This is a genomic window from Pseudomonas sp. SZ40 (assembly GCF_052958135.1).
The window spans coordinates 92,854-112,495 of sequence record NZ_JBQWIF010000008.1; the positions used below are offsets into that span (position 1 = coordinate 92,854).

At 63.9% G+C, this 19,642-nt stretch carries 17 protein-coding genes and 1 riboswitch; of the genes, 13 read left to right on the forward strand and 4 right to left on the reverse strand.

The window, feature by feature from the left end:
* Window positions 1-41: 41 nt before the first annotated feature.
* Window positions 42-374: a DMT family transporter gene (locus ACT9T4_RS09130; protein ID WP_042553924.1), complete on the reverse strand. Its 333-nt coding sequence runs from the start codon at window positions 372-374 to the stop codon at window positions 42-44.
* Window positions 375-460: 86 nt separating this feature from the next.
* Here ACT9T4_RS09130 and ACT9T4_RS09135 point away from each other — a divergent pair, with 86 nt between their 5' ends.
* Entirely contained in the window at window positions 461-1,348 is an 888-nt protein-coding gene (locus ACT9T4_RS09135; protein WP_042553925.1) for a LysR family transcriptional regulator, read from the forward strand.
* Window positions 1,349-1,418: 70 nt separating this feature from the next.
* On the forward strand, window positions 1,419-2,702 hold the full coding sequence (gene waaA / locus ACT9T4_RS09140; RefSeq protein ID WP_499116591.1) for a lipid IV(A) 3-deoxy-D-manno-octulosonic acid transferase: 1,284 nt from the start codon (window positions 1,419-1,421) through the stop codon (window positions 2,700-2,702).
* Between the two features lie 162 nt (window positions 2,703-2,864).
* Here waaA and ACT9T4_RS09145 read toward each other — a convergent pair whose 3' ends face one another.
* Window positions 2,865-4,298, reverse strand: a complete 1,434-nt coding sequence (locus tag ACT9T4_RS09145; RefSeq protein ID WP_499116593.1) for a TolC family outer membrane protein — start codon at window positions 4,296-4,298, stop codon at window positions 2,865-2,867.
* Between the two features lie 151 nt (window positions 4,299-4,449).
* Window positions 4,450-4,556, forward strand: a riboswitch (TPP riboswitch).
* Window positions 4,557-4,772: 216 nt separating this feature from the next.
* On the opposite strand from ACT9T4_RS09145, the gene thiC reads away from it, so the two are divergent.
* The gene (gene thiC / locus ACT9T4_RS09150; RefSeq protein WP_042553928.1) at window positions 4,773-6,656 is read left to right on the forward strand and encodes a phosphomethylpyrimidine synthase ThiC; all 1,884 of its coding nucleotides are present in this window, start codon (window positions 4,773-4,775) and stop codon (window positions 6,654-6,656) included.
* Between the two features lie 46 nt (window positions 6,657-6,702).
* Here the strand turns inward: thiC and ACT9T4_RS09155 are convergent, their stop codons facing one another.
* The gene (locus tag ACT9T4_RS09155; protein ID WP_179539291.1) at window positions 6,703-7,461 is read right to left on the reverse strand and encodes an RsiV family protein; all 759 of its coding nucleotides are present in this window, start codon (window positions 7,459-7,461) and stop codon (window positions 6,703-6,705) included.
* Between the two features lie 169 nt (window positions 7,462-7,630).
* On the opposite strand from ACT9T4_RS09155, the gene ACT9T4_RS09160 reads away from it, so the two are divergent.
* The 9 genes from ACT9T4_RS09160 (at window position 7,631) to ACT9T4_RS09200 (ending at window position 17,002) form a co-directional block, all read left to right on the forward strand.
* Window positions 7,631-8,248: an NUDIX domain-containing protein gene (locus ACT9T4_RS09160; RefSeq protein ID WP_042553930.1), complete on the forward strand. Its 618-nt coding sequence runs from the start codon at window positions 7,631-7,633 to the stop codon at window positions 8,246-8,248.
* Entirely contained in the window at window positions 8,239-8,691 is a 453-nt protein-coding gene (locus tag ACT9T4_RS09165; protein ID WP_042553931.1) for a DUF1249 domain-containing protein, read from the forward strand. The genes ACT9T4_RS09160 and ACT9T4_RS09165 overlap by 10 nt, the downstream gene beginning before the upstream one ends.
* Before the next feature lie 116 nt (window positions 8,692-8,807).
* Entirely contained in the window at window positions 8,808-9,626 is an 819-nt protein-coding gene (gene cpdA / locus ACT9T4_RS09170; RefSeq protein WP_499116596.1) for a 3',5'-cyclic-AMP phosphodiesterase, read from the forward strand.
* Window positions 9,627-9,743: 117 nt separating this feature from the next.
* Window positions 9,744-10,325, forward strand: a complete 582-nt coding sequence (locus ACT9T4_RS09175; protein ID WP_042553933.1) for a YqiA/YcfP family alpha/beta fold hydrolase — start codon at window positions 9,744-9,746, stop codon at window positions 10,323-10,325.
* 45 nt (window positions 10,326-10,370) lie between these two features.
* A complete protein-coding gene (gene parE / locus ACT9T4_RS09180; RefSeq protein ID WP_042553934.1) occupies window positions 10,371-12,269 on the forward strand; it encodes a DNA topoisomerase IV subunit B in 1,899 nt (632 codons plus the stop codon).
* Window positions 12,269-13,255, forward strand: a complete 987-nt coding sequence (locus ACT9T4_RS09185; RefSeq protein ID WP_499116599.1) for an esterase-like activity of phytase family protein — start codon at window positions 12,269-12,271, stop codon at window positions 13,253-13,255. Before parE ends, ACT9T4_RS09185 begins: the two co-directional genes overlap by 1 nt.
* Window positions 13,252-13,776 (forward strand): retropepsin-like aspartic protease family protein, encoded by a 525-nt coding sequence (locus ACT9T4_RS09190; protein WP_042553936.1) that lies wholly within the window; start codon window positions 13,252-13,254, stop codon window positions 13,774-13,776. Before ACT9T4_RS09185 ends, ACT9T4_RS09190 begins: the two co-directional genes overlap by 4 nt.
* Window positions 13,777-13,783: 7 nt before the next feature.
* Window positions 13,784-16,039, forward strand: coding sequence for a DNA topoisomerase IV subunit A (gene parC / locus ACT9T4_RS09195; protein WP_499116601.1), 2,256 nt, complete (start codon window positions 13,784-13,786; stop codon window positions 16,037-16,039).
* A gap of 258 nt (window positions 16,040-16,297) precedes the next feature.
* Window positions 16,298-17,002 carry a PqiC family protein gene (locus tag ACT9T4_RS09200; protein ID WP_042553938.1) on the forward strand — a complete coding sequence of 235 codons (705 nt, stop codon included), beginning with the start codon at window positions 16,298-16,300 and terminating at the stop codon, window positions 17,000-17,002.
* Between the two features lie 10 nt (window positions 17,003-17,012).
* Here ACT9T4_RS09200 and ACT9T4_RS09205 read toward each other — a convergent pair whose 3' ends face one another.
* The gene (locus ACT9T4_RS09205; RefSeq protein WP_042554422.1) at window positions 17,013-17,951 is read right to left on the reverse strand and encodes a LysR family transcriptional regulator; all 939 of its coding nucleotides are present in this window, start codon (window positions 17,949-17,951) and stop codon (window positions 17,013-17,015) included.
* A 144-nt stretch (window positions 17,952-18,095) separates the two neighbouring features.
* Between ACT9T4_RS09205 and ACT9T4_RS09210 the strand changes: the two genes are divergently transcribed.
* Entirely contained in the window at window positions 18,096-19,484 is a 1,389-nt protein-coding gene (locus ACT9T4_RS09210) for an L-serine ammonia-lyase (protein WP_042554423.1), read from the forward strand.
* The last annotated feature ends 158 nt before the right edge of the window (window positions 19,485-19,642 follow it).

Consider the following 19,642-nt stretch of genomic DNA (forward strand, 5'->3'; position numbering starts at 1 on the left):
AGTATAACCCTCGTGAGAGCGGCAAGCTTCAAGCGCCTGCCTCAATGCCCAGTGACACGGGAGAACAACTGGATCACCACCACGCCACTGACGATCAGGCCCATGCCCAGGACCGCGGGCAGGTCCGGTTTCTGGTCATAGACGAACATCGCCGCGATGCTGACCAGGACGATGCCCAGGCCGGCCCAGATGGCGTAGGCGATGCCCACCGGAATGGTGCGCACGACCAGGATCAGCATCCAGAACGCGATGCTGTAGCCGGCGATCACCAGCAGCAGCGGCAACGGTTTGTTGAAGCCATCGACGGCCTTCATGGACGTGGTTGCAACCACCTCGGCAGCGATGGCCAGAGCGAGATAGAGATAACCATTCATCGGCAGCACTCCTATTAACAGGGGACCGATTTTACGGGTTCATTCTGTTAGGTAAACTCATTACCTATCTTGATTGGAGATAGGTTGTGCGCTGGACTCTCGAGCAGCTCGAAGTATTCGTAGCCGTTGCCGACGGCAACTCCTTTTCTGCAGTGGCGCGGCGTTTCGGCCGGGTGCAATCTGCGGTCAGTACCGCCGTGGCTGCGCTGGAGGATGATCTGGGGGTGCGCTTGTTCGAGCGCAGCAGCGGGCGTCAGCCGCGCCTGACCGAAGCCGGCCAGGCGTTACTCGAAGAGGCCCGCGAGTTGCTGCGTCAGTCCGAACGGCTGGAGGGGCGGGCTTTGGGGTTGTCGCAAGGCGAGGAGGTGTGTTTGCGCCTGGCTCAGGATGAGGCGCTGCCGATGCCGCCGATACTCGACAGCCTGGAGGCCTTGGCCCAGGCGTTCCCGCGGGTCGAGGTGCAGATGACCAGCGGCGGCCAGGGCGTGGTGGCGCGCCAGTTGCTCGAGCGGCGTGCCGACCTGGGCCTGCTGTTTCACCATGAAGGCATGCCCGCCGAGCTGGAGCGTCGCCGCCTGGGCATGGTGGATATGGTCATGGTCTGCGGGGCTGCTCATCCGCTTGCCCAGGGGCGCTCCGTCGACCGTCGTGAGTTGGCCCAGCACCGGCAGTTGCTGATTACCCTGCAGGACAGCCACTACCCGGGTAACGAACGAATCAGCCCGACGGCCTGGCGCACCGACAGCTTTTATGTGATGGCTGAGTTGCTGATGCGTAATCTGGGCTGGGCGTGCCTGCCTAGGCACGTGGCGCAGTACCCAACTTATCAAGGGCATTTGATCGAGCTGAGCAGCGACTGGATCGCGCCGCCACTGCCGGTGGAACTGGTGTTTCGCCGTGATGAAACCTTGGGCCCGGCCGCGCAGTGGCTGGTACGCTATCTCGGTGATCGGCTGCGCATACTGGAGCCTTGATGCGTACGCTTGTGGCCGGCGCTCTGTGCCTGCTTGTGCTGCAACGTCGGCATCCCTAAGCTTCGCCGCCATGAACCGATATCTCTATAGCCTGCTGTTTCACCTCTGCCTGCCGTTGATCGGTCTACGTCTGATCTGGCGAGCCTGGCGCGCACCTGCTTATACCAAGCGTGTCGGCGAGCGCTTTGCTTTAGGTCTGCCGCCATTGCGCCCAGGCGGTATCTGGGTCCACGCGGTATCGGTCGGTGAAAGCATCGCGGCAGCGCCGCTGGTGCGCGAGCTGCTGGCGCGCTATCCGGATCTGCCGATCACCCTGACCTGCATGACACCGACCGGCTCCGAACGCATTCGCGCGCTGTTTCCCGACGCGCAGTTCGCCGGTCGCGTCCAGCACTGCTATCTGCCCTATGACCTGCCCTGGGCAGCGTCGCGCTTTCTCGAGCGAGTACGTCCGCGCCTGGCGGTGATCATGGAAACCGAGCTGTGGCCCAACTACATCCACCAATGTGCCCGTAGAGGTATTCCGGTGGCACTGGCCAATGGTCGACTGTCCGAGCGCTCGGCCAGAGGCTACGGGCGCTTTGCCAAGCTCACTGCGCCGATGCTCGCTGAGCTGAACCTGCTCGCGGTGCAGAGCCAGGTCGAGGCGCAGCGTTTCGTCGCCCTCGGAGCACGGCCTGAAACGGTCGAGGTGACCGGCTCGATCAAGTTCGACCAGCAGGTGGATACCGACGTGTTGGCGCGCGCCACGGCGCTGCGTGAGCGGTGGCAGGCGCAGCGACGACCGGTATGGATCGCCGCCAGTACCCGTGAGGGGGAAGATGCGCTGGTCATCCAGGCACACCAGCAACTGCTCGCCACGCAGCCGGATGCGCTATTGATTCTGGTGCCGCGTCATCTCGAGCGTTTCGACAGCGCCGCTGCGCAGTTGCGTGAGGTCGGCCTCACCTTCGTGCGTCGCTCCTCGGGCGAGGCCGTTGACCCTGGTGTGCAGGTACTGCTCGGCGACAGCATGGGCGAACTGATGTTTCTGTATGGCTTGGCCGATGTCGCTTTCGTGGGTGGCAGTCTGGTCGAGACGGGCGGGCACAATCCGCTGGAGCCAGCGGCGCTGGGGCTTCCGGTAATCATGGGGCCACATCGCTTCAACTTCCAGGAGATCACCGCGCAGTTGCTCGAGCGTGGCGCGCTCTGCGAGGTGGCGGATGCCAAGGCGCTCGGTGCCCAGGTCGCGGTACTGTTGCACGAGCCACCACGTGCGGCGGCCATGCGCGAGGCCGGGCTGGCAGTGCTCAAGTCCAACCAGGGCGCGCTGCAGCGTTTGCTGGATGGGTTGGGAAGGCTGATCGTCTAGAGTCTGCCCGTCTGCCCTGAGCTTCGCTGCAACGCTGCGGGCGTGGGCCAATCTCTATTCATTGTGGGAGCGGGCCATGCGCGCGAGATCGCGGGCATGGCCCGCTCCCACAATCGGTGGGCCTGATCCGGTATCCCAGCAGATTGTCCATTCTACCTGCGCTTACTCGTCGCCTTGCAGGCGTGCTTCGGCGGCCTTGGCCAGATCCGTGGGCAGGAAGTCGCGGTCCGGGTTGTAGTCCGGCTTCAGGTAACGACCCAGAGCGTCCAGATCTGCAGGGCTGAGGGTGCCGGCAGCCTGTTTCAGGCGCAGGTTGTTGAGGATGTAGTCGTAGCGCGCGTCGTTGTAGTTGCGCACTGCGCTGTACAACTGGCGCTGGGCGTCCAGTACGTCGACGATGTTGCGCGTGCCTACCTGATAACCGATTTCCGTGGCTTCCAGCGCGCTCTGGTTGGAGATGATCGACTGGCGGCGAGCCTGTACGGTTTCCACGTCGGTGTTCACCGCGCGATAGAGGTTGCGGGTGTTCTGTACCACCTCACGGCGCAGCCCTTCACGTTGTTGCTCGGACTGACTGAGGCGCTGGTAGGCCTCGCGGGCCTGGGAGCTGGTGAGGCCGCCGCTGTACAACGGAATGTTCAGTTCCAGGCCAATGCTGCGTTGCGACACGTCGCTGCCATAGTTCTGCCCGGTGTAGTTGGGGTTGCTCAGGCCCAGTGCGTCGTTGTCTCCGCGCTCATAGCGGGCCACGGCATCCAGGGTCGGCGCGTGCCCGGCCTTGCGCTGACGCAGGGTTTCCTCGGCCGCATCGACGGCAAAGTTGCTGGCCTGCAGGTTGAGATTCTGCGCGGCCGCGGTGTTGACCCAGGCGGTGGCGTCGTTGGGCACGGGGGTAAGAATCGGCAGGCTGTGCTGGATGCCTTCGATGCTCCGGTATTCGCGGTTGGTCAGGGTGATCAGGGCCTGGAAGGCGTCGTCGACCTGACGCTGGGCAATGATGCGATTGGCCCTTGCCGTATCGAAACCGGCCTGGGCCTGAAGCACGTCGGTCTTGTCCGAGAGGCCAACGTCGAACCGCTCGTTGGCCTGGTCGAGCTGGCGATTGAAGGCCGCTTCTTCGGCTTTGGTGGAGGCCAGGTTGTCCTGGGCGCGCAACACCGAGAAATAGGCCTCGGCGCTCTGCAGGATCAGGTTCTGCTCATTGGCGGAAAGCTCCAGGGCGGCCTGCTCGCTGACCGCTTCGGCCGCCTGCAGCTGGAACCAGCGGTCGGCGCGAAACAGTGGCTGGCTGAGGTTGGCCTGGTACAGCGTACCGCTGCGTGACTGGGTGGCGGAGGGCTGTTGCAGGGCGGTGCGGGTGTCCGTCGTCCGGGCGCCGGCACTGAGGTTCGGCAGCAGGCCTGCGCGGGCCTGCGGTACGCCTTCGCGGCGGGCCTGGTAGTCGGCTCGGGCGGCGGCCAGATCGGCATTGTTGGCGGCGGCCTCCTGATACACCGACATCAGGTCGGTGCGTACCGACAGCGGGGCCGGATCTGCCCAGGCCGTGGCGGTTGAGGCAGCGGTCACGGCGACGGCCAGGGAGAGTCTGCGCAGCATGTCAGCGAATCCTAGAGGGGGCAGTAGTCGGCGAGACTAAGCCCGGCCATCGGGGTGGTCAAGGCGCGCGGTGATGGGCAGGCAGGCGTCACTATCCGACCTGCGGGTCCTGCCGGCGTTGCTGCGGCGGGCAGCTGTCAGTAGACTGGCCGAGTTCTTGTCGGGGTGCCTCGAATCGGAGGCTGAGATCGGATAGTTCCGGATCCCGTTGAACCTGATCAGGTTAAGGCCTGCGTAGGGAACAAGAGGTATCCACCTCTACAGATCGTTTGAAAACGTGTGCGATGGCACGCGGATAGTTTTCAGCGACCTGCATGGTGGAAACCCCCGCACCGCGTTCGCGGTGCGCCCGCGCCCTGGCTGTTCGATCATGCCGGCGCTCTCACGAATCCTGCATGTTCAAACAGCCACGGCGTGGTGTTGCTTCATCACGTCCATCAGGTTCGCTCCGACATCAAGCCGAGGAGCCAACCGATGAGCGTCAAACAACAACAGAACCTCAGTGAGTCCGCCCAGGTCGACGAGCAGTCGATCCAGCCCTTTCCCCGCTCGCAGAAAATCTACGTCCAGGGCTCGCGCCCGGACATTCGCGTGCCGATGCGCGAAATCAGCCTGGACGTGACGCCGACAGACTTCGGTGGCGAGATCAATGCCCCGGTCACCGTCTACGACACCTCCGGCCCTTACACCGACCCGAGCGTGACCATTGACGTGCGCAAGGGCCTTGCCGACGTGCGCAGCGCCTGGATCGAGGATCGTGGCGATACCGAACGCCTCGATGGCCTGTCCTCTGAGTTCGGCCAGCGCCGTCTGGCCGATGCCGAGCTGACCAAGATGCGCTTCGCTCATGTGCGCAACCCGCGCCGCGCCAAGCCCGGCAAGAATGTCAGCCAGATGCATTACGCGCGACAGGGCATCATCACGCCGGAGATGGAATACATCGCCATCCGCGAGAACATGAAGCTCGCCGAGCACCGCGCGGCCGGGCTGCTCAAGGAGCAGCATGCCGGCAACAGTTTTGGCGCCAGCATTCCCAAGGAAATCACCGCCGAGTTCGTTCGTGACGAAGTGGCCCGTGGCCGCGCCATCATTCCCGCGAACATCAACCACACCGAACTGGAGCCAATGATCATCGGCCGCAACTTCCTGGTTAAGATCAACGGCAATATCGGTAACTCGGCGCTGGGTTCGAGCATCGAGGAAGAAGTCGCCAAGCTGACCTGGGGCATTCGCTGGGGGTCGGATACGGTGATGGACCTGTCCACCGGCAAGCACATCCACGAAACCCGCGAATGGATCATCCGCAACTCGCCGGTGCCGATCGGTACCGTGCCGATCTACCAGGCGCTGGAGAAGGTGGGCGGCGTGGCCGAAGACCTGACCTGGGAGCTGTTCCGCGACACCCTGATCGAACAGGCCGAGCAGGGTGTCGACTACTTCACCATTCACGCCGGCGTGCTGCTGCGCTACGTGCCGCTGACCGCCAAGCGGGTTACCGGCATCGTCAGTCGCGGCGGTTCGATCATGGCCAAGTGGTGCCTGGCGCACCACAAGGAAAACTTCCTCTACACCCACTTCGAAGACATCTGCGAAATCATGAAGGCCTACGACGTCAGCTTCTCGCTGGGTGACGGCCTGCGCCCGGGCTCCATCGCCGATGCCAATGACGCCGCGCAATTCGGTGAGCTGGAGACCCTTGGCGAGCTGACCAAGATTGCCTGGAAGCACGATGTGCAGTGCATGATCGAAGGCCCGGGCCACGTGCCGATGCAACTGATCAAGGAGAACATGGACAAGCAGCTGGAGTGCTGCGACGAGGCACCGTTCTATACCCTGGGCCCACTGACCACCGATATCGCGCCAGGCTACGACCACATCACCAGCGGCATCGGTGCGGCGATGATCGGCTGGTTCGGCTGCGCCATGCTCTGCTACGTCACCCCCAAGGAGCATCTGGGGCTGCCCAACAAGGATGACGTGAAGACCGGCATCATCACCTACAAGATCGCCGCCCATGCGGCCGACCTGGCGAAGGGGCACCCGGGGGCGCAGATCCGCGACAACGCGCTGAGCAAGGCGCGTTTCGAATTCCGTTGGGAAGATCAGTTCAACCTCGGCCTGGACCCGGATACCGCGCGTGCCTTCCATGACGAAACGCTGCCGAAAGACTCGGCCAAGGTCGCCCACTTCTGCTCCATGTGCGGGCCGAAGTTCTGCTCGATGAAAATCACTCAGGAAGTGCGCGAGTACGCCAAGGTCAACGGTCTGTCCGACGACAGCAAGGCGGTCGAGGCCGGCTTCAAGGAGCAGGCCGAGCGCTTCAAGGAAGAGGGCTCGGTGATCTACCGGCAGGTGTGACGCTCAGCCGGGTGGACGGCAGGGCTGCCGCTCACCCGGCCTTCTCTCAGCGTGCCGCGGCGCCGGGCATGTAGGCCGGGCGCAGGATCCCCTGCAGCTGGCTGTAAGGGATCTTGATCTCGGGGTGGCCGTCGGAGTAGGGCGCCAGGCGGGCGACATCGTACTTGAGCATCACCGCGTCGGGGTTGAGGGCGATATTCGCCGTGCGCTCGAAGGGCCAGGTCTTGCGGAATTCCACATCGTCGCCGTGCCCTTGGGCGATCAGCCAGGCCTGGTGAGCGCGCTGGGCGACCTGCCAGAACGCGGCCTCTTCGCCAGGGACGATGAAGTCCTGCAGGCTCAGCACCTTGTTCAGCTCACGGTCATAGTTCAGGTAGGTACGACCCGGAACGCCATGGGCACCACCGATGAAGTGGTAGCTGGACAGTTCGATCACCACCAGGCGGTCATGCTGGCTGATGACCTTGTCCTGCAGATAGCTGACCCAGCCAGGTTTGCCGTTGGCGAGAAACTCACGTTCATGATCGGCCAGCGATTGCGGTCTGGCGCCGGTGGCGGTGCCCACCAGGCCAAGCAGAGTCGACTCGATCCGTGCATTGAGCTCGGGGTGGTCGGTTACCCGCTGCAGCTCGATGTTGACCAGCGGGCAGTCCTGGGCGGCGCAACCCGGTGCCTTGTGCTCCCAGCGCTCGTTGCTGGTGGCGAGGGCGGCTGGCGTGTCCGGCCCGGACAGGCTCTGGCAGGCGCCGAGCAGCAGGCCCAGGCTGAGGATGGCGCCGAGGCGGGCAATGGAGGATGTTTTCATGCAGGAAAGCCATTGGCGAAGGACGGGTGTTCGACTGCCTGACGGCAGTGGAGTTCGCGATTATTCGTCAATGCGAGCGGATCGGCCAGGGTTTCGATGCGTCGCTTGCGGGAGAGGCTTAACAGCCCCTAGGATGCATTCAATAAGCAGGCAAACGAGAGAAAAGCAGATGACCGAAACCTTTACCCCCGGCCCGGATGCGGTGGAAATCATCGAACGTGAAGAATGCTTCCGCGGTTTCTACCGTCTGGATCGCTTTCACTTGCGCCACCAGCAGTTTTCCGGCGAGATGGGGCCAGTGCTCCGCCGTGAACTGTTCATCCGCCACGATGCCGTGTGCGTGCTGCCCTACGATGCGGTGACCGACAGCGTAGTGTTGGTCGAGCAGTTCCGGGTTGGTGCCATGCACAAGGCCGCCAACCCCTGGCTGGTCGAACTGGTAGCCGGGCTGATCGACAAGAACGAGGAGCCCGACGAAGTCGCGCTGCGTGAAGCCGAGGAAGAGGCCGGGCTGACGCTGACCTCGCTGTGGCCGATAACGCGCTATTTCCCGTCGCCGGGCGGCTCCGACGAATTCGTGCACCTGTTCCTCGGTCGCTGCGACAGCGCCGGTGTGGGCGGCATACACGGCCTCGAGGAAGAGGGCGAGGACATTCGCGTGCAGGTCTGGCCTTTCGAGGATGCCTTGCAGGCGGTCAAGGATGGGCAGATCAACAACGCGGCGAGCATCATCGCCTTGCAATGGCTGGCGCTCAATCGCGCCGAGGTAAGGGGCCTATGGGGGTAAATCTGCTGCGTGAGCGCTACCGGGTCGATCTGATCGAACTGCAGGCTGCTTGCGAGGCCAATTACGCGCGGCTCATGCGTTTGCTGCCCGGCATGCGCGAAGCTCACGCTGCCCGCCGTGTGGCGCTCAGCCAGGGTGAGCGGCAGCTTGGCGTGCTGGCGCTGGAGGTGGTGGAGTGCTGCCCGTACACCTCCACCGTCCAGGTACGTCAGGAGCACAGCCTGCCGTGGCTGCCCGTGCCGCAGTTGGAGGTGCGTGTCTATCACGATGCGCGCATGGCAGAGGTCACCGGTGCCCAGAGTGCACGGCGCTTTCGCGGCATCTATCCTTATCCCAATGCCGCCATGCACCAGCCGGACGAGAAAACCCAGCTCAACGTGTTCCTCGGCGAATGGCTGAGTCACTGCCTGGCATGTGGGCACGAAACCGAACCTTTGCTGTGAGATGGCGTCTTGCTATCAAACTGCTTCGGATTTCTGTGAACTAGTCCCTATTAGTGGGTTTACCGGGCCCACGCCGCGCTTCCATAATTTGCACTTGCCCTCTATGGAGAAGCACCTTGTCGAGTGCGTCCGTGTCCACCCCCGCCGATTCTTCGGTACTGCTCGTGCAGCTTACCGATAGTCACCTGTTTGCCGCTGCGGACGGCAAGCTGCTGGGCATGGATACCGCCGACAGCCTGCGCCTGGTGGTCGATCTGGTGCTTCAGGAACAGTCGAACATCGACATGATCCTGGCGACTGGCGATCTGTCTCAGGACGGCAGCCCTGCCTCCTATGGGCGCTTTGTCGAGCTGAGCGCCGCGCTGAATGCCCCGGCTCGCTGGATCCCCGGCAACCACGACGAGATCCCGGCCATGAAGGCGGCCTGCGTGGGCACCGACCTGCTCGAGCCTGTCGTGGATATCGGCAACTGGCGGTTGGTCATGCTCGACTCCTCGATCCCCGGTGCTGTGCCCGGTTACCTGCAGGATCCGCAACTGGCGCTGCTCGAACGGGCGCTGAGCGAGGCCCCCGATCGCCACCATCTGATCTGCCTGCATCACCATCCGGTGGACATCGGCTGCCAATGGATGGCGCCGATAGGCTTGCGCAATCCCGAGGCGCTGTTCGCTGTGCTGGACCGTTTTCCGCAAACGCGGGCGGTCCTCTGGGGGCACGTCCATCAAACCATCGACGAGATGCGCGGCAAGGTACGCCTGCTTGCCTCGCCATCGACCTGCGTACAGTTCACTCCCGGCAGCGAAGAGTTTCAGGTCGACAGCACGGCGCCCGGCTACCGCTGGCTGCGCCTGTACGATGACGGTCGTCTGGAAACCGAGGTGTCGCGGGTCAGCGGGATGGTTTTCGAGCCCGACTACAGTGTCGGCGGTTACTGAGCGATCCGCCTACGCTCCAGCGCAAGCCGCGTTGCCGCATGAAATCCGCTATGGCTGGGGGCGATCCGCCAGCCGCAGGGCTTGCCGCTGATGGGGCGGCGCTAGTAGCCTCCCGTTATGACTACCAGCATTCTTTATATCCATGGGCTCAACAGCTCGCCGGCTTCCACCAAGGCCAGCCAGTTGATCGCTGCCATGACCGCCATGGGGCTGCAGGCGCAACTGCGCGTTCCGGCCCTGCATCATCATCCACGCCAGGCCATCGCCGAGCTCGAGGCGCTGATTGCCGAGCTCGGTCGCCCCGTGCTGGTCGGCAGCTCTTTGGGCGGCTACTATGCGACCCACCTGGCCGAACGGCATGGCCTCAAGGCGCTGTTGATCAACCCTGCGGTGTGCCCGCACCGGCTGTTCGACGGCTACCTCGGCCCGCAACGTAACCATTACAGTGGCGAAACGTGGGATCTGACTGCCGATCACGTGACGGCACTGGCGGAGCTCGAAACGCCCCCGCCCACTGATCCGGCCCGTTATCAGGTATGGCTGCAGACTGCCGATGAAACCCTCGATTACCGGCACGCCCAGGCGTATTACCGGCATTGCGCCCTGCGCATCGAGGCTGGCGGCGACCATGGTTTTCAGGGCTTCGCCGAGCGCCTGCCCATGCTGTTTGCCTTCGCCGGCATCGCGCCCGTGTCCTGACCGGTCGCGCCCGAACCCCGATTAATCAGAGCATTTCAGAGACCTATGGCCCAGCAAAACGCCTACAACGCAGATGCCATCGAAGTCCTTTCCGGCCTTGATCCGGTACGCAAGCGGCCGGGGATGTACACCGACACCAGCCGCCCCAACCACCTGGCCCAGGAAGTCATCGACAACAGCGTCGACGAAGCCCTCGCGGGGCACGCCAAATCCATCCAGGTGATCCTCCACGAGGACAATTCCCTGGAGGTCAGTGACGACGGCCGCGGCATGCCGGTGGACATCCATCCGGAAGAGGGCGTGCCTGGGGTCGAGCTGATCCTCACCAAGCTGCACGCTGGTGGCAAGTTCTCCAACAAGAACTACCAGTTCTCCGGCGGTCTGCATGGCGTGGGTATCTCGGTGGTCAACGCCCTGTCGACCCGGGTCGAAGTACGGGTCAAGCGCGACGGCAACGAGTACTCCATGGCGTTCGCCGATGGTTTCAAGGCCAGCGATCTGGAAGTGATCGGTACGGTCGGCAAGCGCAACACCGGCACCAGTGTGCATTTCTGGCCGGATGGCAAGTATTTCGATTCCCACAAGTTCTCGGTCAGCCGCCTCAAACACGTGCTCAAGGCCAAGGCCGTGCTGTGCCCCGGCCTGGCGGTGAGCTTCCATGACAAGGCCAGCGGCGAGCTGGTCGAGTGGCTCTACGAAGACGGCCTGCGCTCCTACCTGGTCGATGCGGTCAGCGAATACGAACGCCTGCCCAACGAACCCTTCTGCGGCAGCCTGGCCGGCAACAAGGAGGCCGTGGACTGGGCGCTGCTGTGGCTGCCGGAAGGCGGCGATTCGGTGCAGGAAAGCTACGTCAACCTGATTCCCACTGCCCAGGGCGGTACCCACGTCAACGGACTGCGCCAGGGCCTGCTGGACGCCATGCGTGAATTCTGCGAGTTCCGCAACCTGCTGCCCCGTGGAGTCAAGCTGGCCCCGGAAGACGTCTGGGAGCGGATCGCGTTCGTCCTGTCGATGAAGATGCAGGACGCCCAGTTCTCCGGGCAGACCAAGGAGCGCCTGTCTTCCCGTGAGGCGGCCGCATTCGTCTCCGGCGTGGTCAAGGATGCTTTCAGCCTGTGGCTCAACGCCCATCCGGAGTTCGGCCAGCAGTTGGCCGAACTGGCCATCAGCAATGCCAGCCGCCGCCTCAAGGCGGGCAAGAAAGTCGAACGCAAGAAGATCACCCAAGGCCCGGCGCTGCCCGGCAAGCTGGCCGATTGCGCTGGCCAGAATCCGATGCGCTGCGAGCTGTTCCTGGTCGAGGGTGACTCCGCCGGTGGCTCCGCCAAACAGGCGCGGGACAAGGAGTTCCAGGCGATCCTGCCGCTGCGCGGGAAGATCCTCAATACCTGGGAAGTGGACGGCGGTGAAGTGCTGGCCAGCCAGGAAGTGCACAACATCGCCGTGGCCGTCGGCCTCGACCCCGGCTCCAGCGATCTGAGCCAGTTGCGTTACGGCAAGATCTGCATCCTCGCCGACGCCGACTCCGACGGCCTGCACATCGCCACGCTGCTCTGTGCGCTGTTCGTGCAGCATTTCCGCCCGTTGGTGGACGCCGGGCACGTGTACGTGGCCATGCCGCCGCTGTATCGCATCGACCTGGGCAAGGAAATCTACTACGCCCTGGATGAGCCTGAGCGTGACGGCATCCTCGACCGCCTGGTGGCCGAGAAGAAACGCGGCAAGCCGCAGGTGACCCGCTTCAAGGGTCTTGGCGAAATGAACCCGCCGCAACTGCGCGAAACCACCATGGACCCCAACACCCGGCGCCTGGTGCAACTCACCCTCGACGACTACGACGGGACTCGCGAGGTCATGGACATGCTGCTGGCGAAAAAGCGTGCTGGCGACCGCAAATCCTGGCTGGAGTCCAAGGGCAACCTGGCGGAGGTGCTGCTCTGATGCGGCGACTGCTCGGCGTCGTGCTGTTTTCGGCTCTGACGCCGGTGCTGGCGGATACCCCGCCACTCGAGGAACTCAAGCTGCTCAGCGAGCACCCGGTCGCCGGCATGGAGTCGGGCAATCTGTCCGGCCTTGCCTGGTGCGGCGATGCGTTGTGGGCCGTGTCCGATCGTGACGATGATCGCCTCTATCGTCTCGACTCGTCCGCGCGGATCTGGCAGGCCGAGGCCGAGCGTTTCGTGGCGCCGCCGGCACCCGTGATGCCGCTGCCCTGGGGCCTGCGCATGCGCGCCTGGGTGTCCGGCCTGGTGCGCGGTGGTCATCTGGATTTCGAAGGTATCGCCTGCGACGCCAAGGGCAATCGCTACCTGGTCAGCGAAAGTCGTGCCGCAGTATTGCAGGTGCCGCCCGCCGCCGATGCGCAGTGGCTGGCATTGCCCGAGGGCATGGTGCGCCAGGCACGGGCCAGCGGCATGCTGCTGCATTTCAACTCGCAGTTCGAGGGCATCGCCGTCGATCCGGCTGGTGAGCGCCTGTGGCTGGCCGCCGAGAAAGAGCGGCGTGGCCTGGTGGTGGTGCATCACCGTCGTGCCACCTGGCGCTGCGAAGGGGGCTGCGTGCTGCTCAGCGAGGGCGGCCAGGAGGCTTCGCCCGACGCCCTGGGCGGCGCACCGGCCCCCGTCGACTTCTCCGGCCTGGCCTTTCACGAGGAAAAACTCTTTACCCTGGAGCGACAGGCCCACCGTATCTGCCGCCGCACACCGGCGAGCGGTGACGCCGAGCGCTGCTGGTCGTTCGCCGCGGATGCGCTGACCGACGAACGTCGCTATCCGGTCAGCTACGGCGTTGCCGAGGCGCTGTCGGTGGATGCGGAAGGTGCCTGGATCGGTCTCGACAACGGTGGCCACGCCCGTGCGGACGGCGAGAGTCGGCCGGTGGTCTGGCGTTTCGCGGCGCCTGCCGGTGGCTGGGGTGCGACGCGGTGAGCGAGCAGACCGCCGGCCGTCGTGCCGGCCGGGTGATGCTGGTCCTGGCCTGGGGGGCGGGGCTGCTGCTGGCCACGCATTTCTTCGGCAAATGGGAAGAGGACAAGCGCCATCCCAACCGTCAGCCGCAGTCGGTGCATGGTAGCGACTATGTCGAGGTGCGCCTGGCCAGCAGCCCCGGTGGGCATTATCTGGTCGATGGGCAGATCAACGGTGACTCGGTGACCTTTCTGCTCGACACCGGCGCCACCCAGGTCGCGATCCCCAGCCAGGTTGCCCGCAGCCTGGGCCTGCAGTCGGGGGCACCTGTGCAGATCAGCACCGCCAACGGCCGCGCCACGGCGCATCGCACGCGTCTGGAGCGCTTGCAGCTTGGCGATATCGTGCTGCATGACGTATCCGCGCTCATCGCGCCAGGCATGGATGGCGACGAAATCCTGCTGGGCATGAGCGCCTTGAAACAACTTGAATTCAGTCAGCGCGACGGCACCTTGATGCTGCGCCAATCAACCTTGCAATGAGGCACGCATGAGCGAAACCCTCGATCTGAGCCTGGACGGTGTCGAACGCCGCTCCCTTGCCGACTTTACCGAGCAGGCTTATCTCAATTACTCGATGTACGTGATCATGGATCGCGCGCTGCCGCACATCGGCGACGGCCTCAAGCCCGTGCAGCGGCGCATCGTCTATGCCATGAGCGAACTGGGTCTGGATGCCGACTCCAAGCACAAGAAGTCGGCGCGTACCGTCGGTGACGTGCTCGGCAAGTTCCACCCGCACGGCGACTCGGCCTGCTACGAAGCCATGGTGCTGATGGCGCAGCCGTTCAGCTACCGCTACACCCTGGTCGATGGTCAGGGTAACTGGGGGGCGCCGGACGATCCCAAGTCCTTCGCCGCCATGCGTTACACCGAGGCACGCCTGTCGCGCTATTCCGAGGTGCTGCTGAGCGAGCTCGGCCAGGGCACGGTGGACTGGGTGCCGAACTTCGATGGCACCCTGAACGAGCCGGCGACGCTGCCGGCACGCCTGCCCAACCTGCTGCTCAATGGCACCACCGGCATCGCCGTGGGCATGGCCACCGATGTACCGCCGCATAACCTGCGTGAGGTCGCGGCCGCCTGCGTGCGTCTGCTCGACGAGCCCAAGGCCACGGTGGAGCAACTTTGCGAGCACGTGCTCGGCCCGGATTATCCGACCGAGGCGGAGGTCATCACCCCGCGTGCCGACCTGCTGAAGATCTACCAGACCGGCCGTGGCTCGATACGTATGCGCGCCGTGTACAGCGTCGAGGATGGTGACATCGTGGTCACCTCGCTGCCCCATCAGGTGTCTGGCGCCAAGGTGCTGGAACAGATCGCCGCGATGATGCAGGCCAAGCCCTCGAAGGCACCGCAGATCGCCGATTTGCGCGATGAGTCCGATCACGAGAACCCCTGCCGTATCGTGATCATCCCGACCAACAGCCGCGTCGATCACGAAGCGCTGATGCAGCACCTGTTCGCCAGCACCGACCTGGAGTCCAGCTACCGAGTCAACACCAACGTCATCGGTCTCGACGGCAAGCCGCAGGTCAAGGATCTGCGCACCCTGCTGGTCGAATGGCTGCAGTATCGCGTGGGTACCGTGCGCCGCCGCCTGCAGTTCCGCCTGGACAAGGTCGAGCATCGCATGCATTTGCTGGAAGGCCGTTTGATCGCCTTCCTCAACCTCGACGAAGTGATCCACATCATTCGTACCGAGGATCAGCCCAAGCCGGTGCTGATGGAGCGCTTCGGCCTCACCGAGATACAGGCCGAGTACATCCTCGAAACCCGCCTGCGCCAACTTGCCCGCCTCGAAGAAATGCAGATCCGCGGCGAGCAGGACGCGCTGAGCAAGGAACGCGACAAGCTGCTGGCGCTGCTGGGCAGCGAGACCAAGCTGAAGAAGCTGGTGCGCAAGGAAATCATCGAAGACGCCGAGAAGTACGGTGATGATCGCCGTTCGCCGATCGTCGAGCGTGCCGAGGCCAAGGCGCTGTCCGAGCACGATCTGCTGCCGAACGAAAAGATCACCGTGGTGCTCTCGGAAAAAGGCTGGGTGCGCTCGGCCAAGGGGCACGAAATCGATGCCACCGGCCTGTCCTACAAGGCTGGCGATGGCTTCAAGACCGCAGCACCGGGACGCTCCAACCAGTACGCCGTTTTCATCGACTCCACGGGACGTAGCTATTCGCTTGCCGCCCACACTCTGCCATCGGCCCGTGGCCAGGGCGAGCCGTTGACCGGTCGTCTGACGCCGCCGCCAGGGGCCAGCTTCGAATGCGTGCTGATGCCCGATGACGAGGCGCTGTACGTGATCGCGTCGGACGCCGGCTACGGTTTCGTGGTCAAGGGCGAAGATCTGCAGGCCAAGAACAAGGCCGGCAAGGCCCTGCTCAGCCTGCCCAATGGCGCGCGGGTAGTGGCGCCAAGGCCGCTGGCCAATCGCGAGGAGGACTGGTTGGCGGCCGTCACCACCGAAGGTCGTCTGCTGCTGTTCAAGGTCGCCGACCTGCCGCAACTGGGCAAGGGCAAAGGCAACAAGATCATCGGCATTCCGGGTGAGCGTGTCGCCAGCCGTGAGGAATACCTCACCGACCTGGCCGTGCTGGCCCCGGGCGCGACGCTTGTATTGCAGGCTGGCAAGCGTACCCTGTCTCTCAAGGCCGACGATCTCGAGCACTACAAGGGTGAGCGTGGCCGACGTGGCAACAAATTGCCGCGTGGATTCCAGCGCGTCGACTCCTTGCTGGTCGAGTAGCGAACTGCTGGCAAATGGCCTGCTACTGGAGTTGCAGGCCGGTTTGACGGATGATACAGCCCCTTATGGGCCTGCCTGACGGTGGGCCCTATGCCATCTTTTCGGGTCAAGGCGTTCGGTGGCAGGCGCATTGCATATGGACAGGGATTATTCGACACCTCGCCGGGGTTTGCCGGCGCGGTGATTTACCTATTTTTTGTTTTTGACCCTTTACCTGTAGCCATGGTCGCTGGCGATACTGCCAGCTGGAATACATCGATGATTTTCAAGCGGCTTCCTCTCACGCTACTCCTCGCTGGTCTGCTGACGCTGACTGGCTGTTCGCATTTCATGCCTGTCTCGCTCTATCAGCTCGACGGTGGCCCAAGCGCCGCCAAGACCGCTGACAAGGACGGGATGAGCGTATTGCTGGGCCCCATTACCGTCGCCGATTATCTGCAGCGTGAAGCGCTGCTGCAGCGTCAGGACGATGGCAGCTTGAGCACCGCAGGCGGTGCCCGTTGGGCCGGCAGCCTGGCCACCGACCTGGATCGCCAGGTGCTGCGCCAGCTGTCGAGCCGGATCAACAGTCAGCGCCTGGTGCTCGCTTCGGATAACCCGGGCTTCAAGGCCCAGGTGCAGGTACTGCTGTCCGTAACCCGCCTGGACTCCGGTCCCCGTCAGCCTGCGGTGCTCGAAGCGCAATGGCGGCTGGTCGGTCGAGAAGGGCAATTGCTCGATACCCGGCTGGTGCACCTGGAAGAGAAGCACAAGGGGGCGGTCGCCGATCAGGTGCGTGCCCAGAGCGCGGTGGTGCAGCAACTGGTCGAGCAATTGGCGAGCGCGGTGAAGAACCACGGCAATACGCCGATCGCCGCCGAGGAGCCACGCAAGAAGGCACCGACCCCGGCAGCGCGTCAGGAGCCACCGAAGATGCCGGTGGCCGAGCCGATCCGCATCGATGCGGAAGTCTTCCGCTTCTGATCCTGGCGGGTCAGGCCTTGCCTGACTCGTTCAGCTCGATCCGCTGATACCCTTCCAGCATTCCTGCCGTGCGTATCGCCTCGTCGAGGAATACGGTCACGGCGGGATGCTTGCGCTCGCCCTTGCGGTAGGCGAGGAATATCTTGCGCTGGATGGCCGGTGCGAGTCTTACGGCCGTGACGTTTTCCAGTGGGCGCACCAGGCGCAGGCCCGAAACCACCGAGATCGAATTGCCGGATGCGACCATCGCCGCGACCATTTCGAACCCGGCGCAGTGCGCGTTGATACGCGGCGCGAAGCCGGAGCGGCGGCACAGGTTGCCGATGAATTCACCAAAGGAGCTATTGGTGGAGTCCAGCGCCCATGCCTCGTCCTGCAGGTCGGCGATGGTCAGGGTGCTGCGCGATGCCAGCGCATGGCTCGCTGGCAGCAGCACGTGCAGGCGATCTTCGGTCAGTGGAATCAGCTCGTAGTGTTCCTGGCGCGATTTTGCCGCGCCGGCCAGGTCGTCGATCACGGCGACATCGATCTGCCAGGCACTCAGGGCGCTGAGGCTCTCCTGCGGCTCCAGATCCGCCACCACCACGTCCAGGCGCGGATAGGCCTGGCGCAGGTTGCGTACGATGGGCGCGACCAGCGCTACCGCGATCGAAGGGAAGGCTGCCACGCGCAGCTCTCCGGCTATTTCGCTGCGCATCTGCGCCAGCTCCGAGCGGGCCTCGTCGAGAATCACCAGAATCCGCTCGACGTGCGCCACCAGTCGACTACCTGCGGGCGTCAGCACCACGCCGCGGCCACGCCGCTCGATCAATGCCACGTCGGTCTCGCGTTCCAGCTGAGTGATCTGCTGGGAAACCGCTGAGGGCGTCAGGTGCAGAAACTCGGCGGTGGCTGCCATGGTGCCGCAGCGGGCGAGCTCGCGAAGGGTGCGTAAGCGGATGAGGTCCATGGGCGGAATTCTATAGGTAAGATTTTCTAATCAATGGGGTAAGAATAAATCAGTATACATAACGAAAGTGGGGTCTTAGATTTTTCTCACCGACGGGTGCATGACCGGGCACCTGTCTTCACCTCATAAAAGAAAAATACCGCCATGGCCGTTAGCGTATTCGATCTGTTCAAGGTGGGCATCGGCCCATCGAGCTCGCACACCGTCGGGCCGATGCGTGCCGCGGCGCTGTTCACCCACGCCCTGGAAAATCAGGGGCATATGCCCAATGTCGTGCGGGTGGTGGCCGAGCTGTATGGCTCGCTGGGTGCTACCGGCAAAGGCCACGGCAGCGACAAGGCGGTATTGCTCGGTCTGAGTGGGTATGAGCCAGACACTGTCGATGTCGAGCAGGTTGCAGGCTATATCGAGGCCATTCGCAGCGAGAAGCGTATCGTTTTGCCTGGTGGTCATTCGGTCGCATTCAACGAAAAGACCGACCTGAAGATGATTCGCAAGGCGCTGCCGCTGCATGCCAACGGCTTGCGCTTCGCGGCGTTCGACGCGGCGGGGCTGCAGGTGCACGAGGCCACCTATTACTCGGTGGGCGGTGGTTTCGTGGTCAGCGAGGCGATCCTCGCCGACGGCTCCAAGCACAAGGTCATCGCCCCGGATGCCACGGCATTGCCATTGCCGTTTCGCAGCGGCGCCGACCTGCTGCGCCTGACCCGCGAGTACGGGATCGGCATTGCCGAGGTGATGCGCCGCAATGAGCGCCACTGGCGTACCGATGAGGAGATCGACAGCGGTCTGCTGGCGATCTGGCGCGTGATGCAAGCCTGTGTCGAGCGCGGCTGTCGCACCGAAGGCATCCTGCCTGGCGGTTTCAAGGTGCGCCGCCGCGCCGCCATCCTGGCCCGCAAGCTGGGTGGCTTTCAGCGCAGCTACACGGAAGATCCGCTGCGCATGCTCGACTGGGTCAACCTCTGGGCCCTGGCGGTGAACGAGGAGAATGCCGCCGGTGGCCGCGTCGTCACCGCACCCACCAATGGCGCGGCAGGCATCATCCCCGCGGTGCTGCATTACTACGCCAACGCCATTTCCGGTGCGAGTGAGCGCGGCATCATCGATTTTCTGCTGACCGCCGGTGCGATCGGCATCCTGTACAAGGAAAACGCCTCGATCAGCGGCGCCGAAGTGGGCTGTCAGGGGGAGGTCGGCGTGGCCTGCTCGATGGCTTCCGGCGCGTTGTGTGCGGTACTCGGGGGCACGCCTGAGCAGGTCGAGAACGCCGCCGAGATCGGCATGGAGCACCATCTGGGCCTGACCTGCGACCCGGTCGGCGGCCTGGTGCAGATTCCCTGCATCGAGCGCAACGCCATTGCCTCGGTGAAGGCCATCAATGCCGCGCGTATGGCGCTGTACGGCGATGGCTCGCACCATGTGAGCCTGGACAAGGTGATCAAGACCATGCGCGAAACCGGCGCCGACATGCTGACCAAGTACAAGGAAACCGCACGCGGCGGCCTGGCCGTGAACATTATCGAGTGCTGAGCCGCTCACCTGTCGAACCTGCGTGATGCGCAGCCTGGAGGGCTGCCATCAGGCTCCGATCGTCCACAACAATAACAAGTGAGACCTCCCTGCGTGTCCCCGCAAAGCATCTAGATGGCGCTGATCCCGTCCCCCTCCCTTATAATCGCGTGATGTCT

Bases quoted from the DNA above. Each gene is read 5' to 3' on its own strand.
- ACT9T4_RS09185 (WP_499116599.1), top strand. From the start codon at position 12,269: ATGCGGCGACTGCTCGGCGTCGTGCTGTTTTCGGCTCTGACGCCGGTG.
- thiC (WP_042553928.1), top strand. From the start codon at position 4,773: ATGAGCGTCAAACAACAACAGAACCTCAGTGAGTCCGCCCAGGTCGAC.
- parE (WP_042553934.1), top strand. From the start codon at position 10,371: ATGGCCCAGCAAAACGCCTACAACGCAGATGCCATCGAAGTCCTTTCC.
- ACT9T4_RS09200 (WP_042553938.1), top strand. From the start codon at position 16,298: ATGATTTTCAAGCGGCTTCCTCTCACGCTACTCCTCGCTGGTCTGCTG.
- ACT9T4_RS09175 (WP_042553933.1), top strand. From the start codon at position 9,744: ATGACTACCAGCATTCTTTATATCCATGGGCTCAACAGCTCGCCGGCT.
- ACT9T4_RS09145 (WP_499116593.1), bottom strand. From the start codon at position 4,298: ATGCTGCGCAGACTCTCCCTGGCCGTCGCCGTGACCGCTGCCTCAACC.
- ACT9T4_RS09165 (WP_042553931.1), top strand. From the start codon at position 8,239: ATGGGGGTAAATCTGCTGCGTGAGCGCTACCGGGTCGATCTGATCGAA.
- waaA (WP_499116591.1), top strand. From the start codon at position 1,419: ATGAACCGATATCTCTATAGCCTGCTGTTTCACCTCTGCCTGCCGTTG.
- ACT9T4_RS09160 (WP_042553930.1), top strand. From the start codon at position 7,631: ATGACCGAAACCTTTACCCCCGGCCCGGATGCGGTGGAAATCATCGAA.
- ACT9T4_RS09210 (WP_042554423.1), top strand. From the start codon at position 18,096: ATGGCCGTTAGCGTATTCGATCTGTTCAAGGTGGGCATCGGCCCATCG.
- parC (WP_499116601.1), top strand. From the start codon at position 13,784: ATGAGCGAAACCCTCGATCTGAGCCTGGACGGTGTCGAACGCCGCTCC.
- ACT9T4_RS09155 (WP_179539291.1), bottom strand. From the start codon at position 7,461: ATGAAAACATCCTCCATTGCCCGCCTCGGCGCCATCCTCAGCCTGGGC.
- ACT9T4_RS09205 (WP_042554422.1), bottom strand. From the start codon at position 17,951: ATGGACCTCATCCGCTTACGCACCCTTCGCGAGCTCGCCCGCTGCGGC.
- ACT9T4_RS09130 (WP_042553924.1), bottom strand. From the start codon at position 374: ATGAATGGTTATCTCTATCTCGCTCTGGCCATCGCTGCCGAGGTGGTT.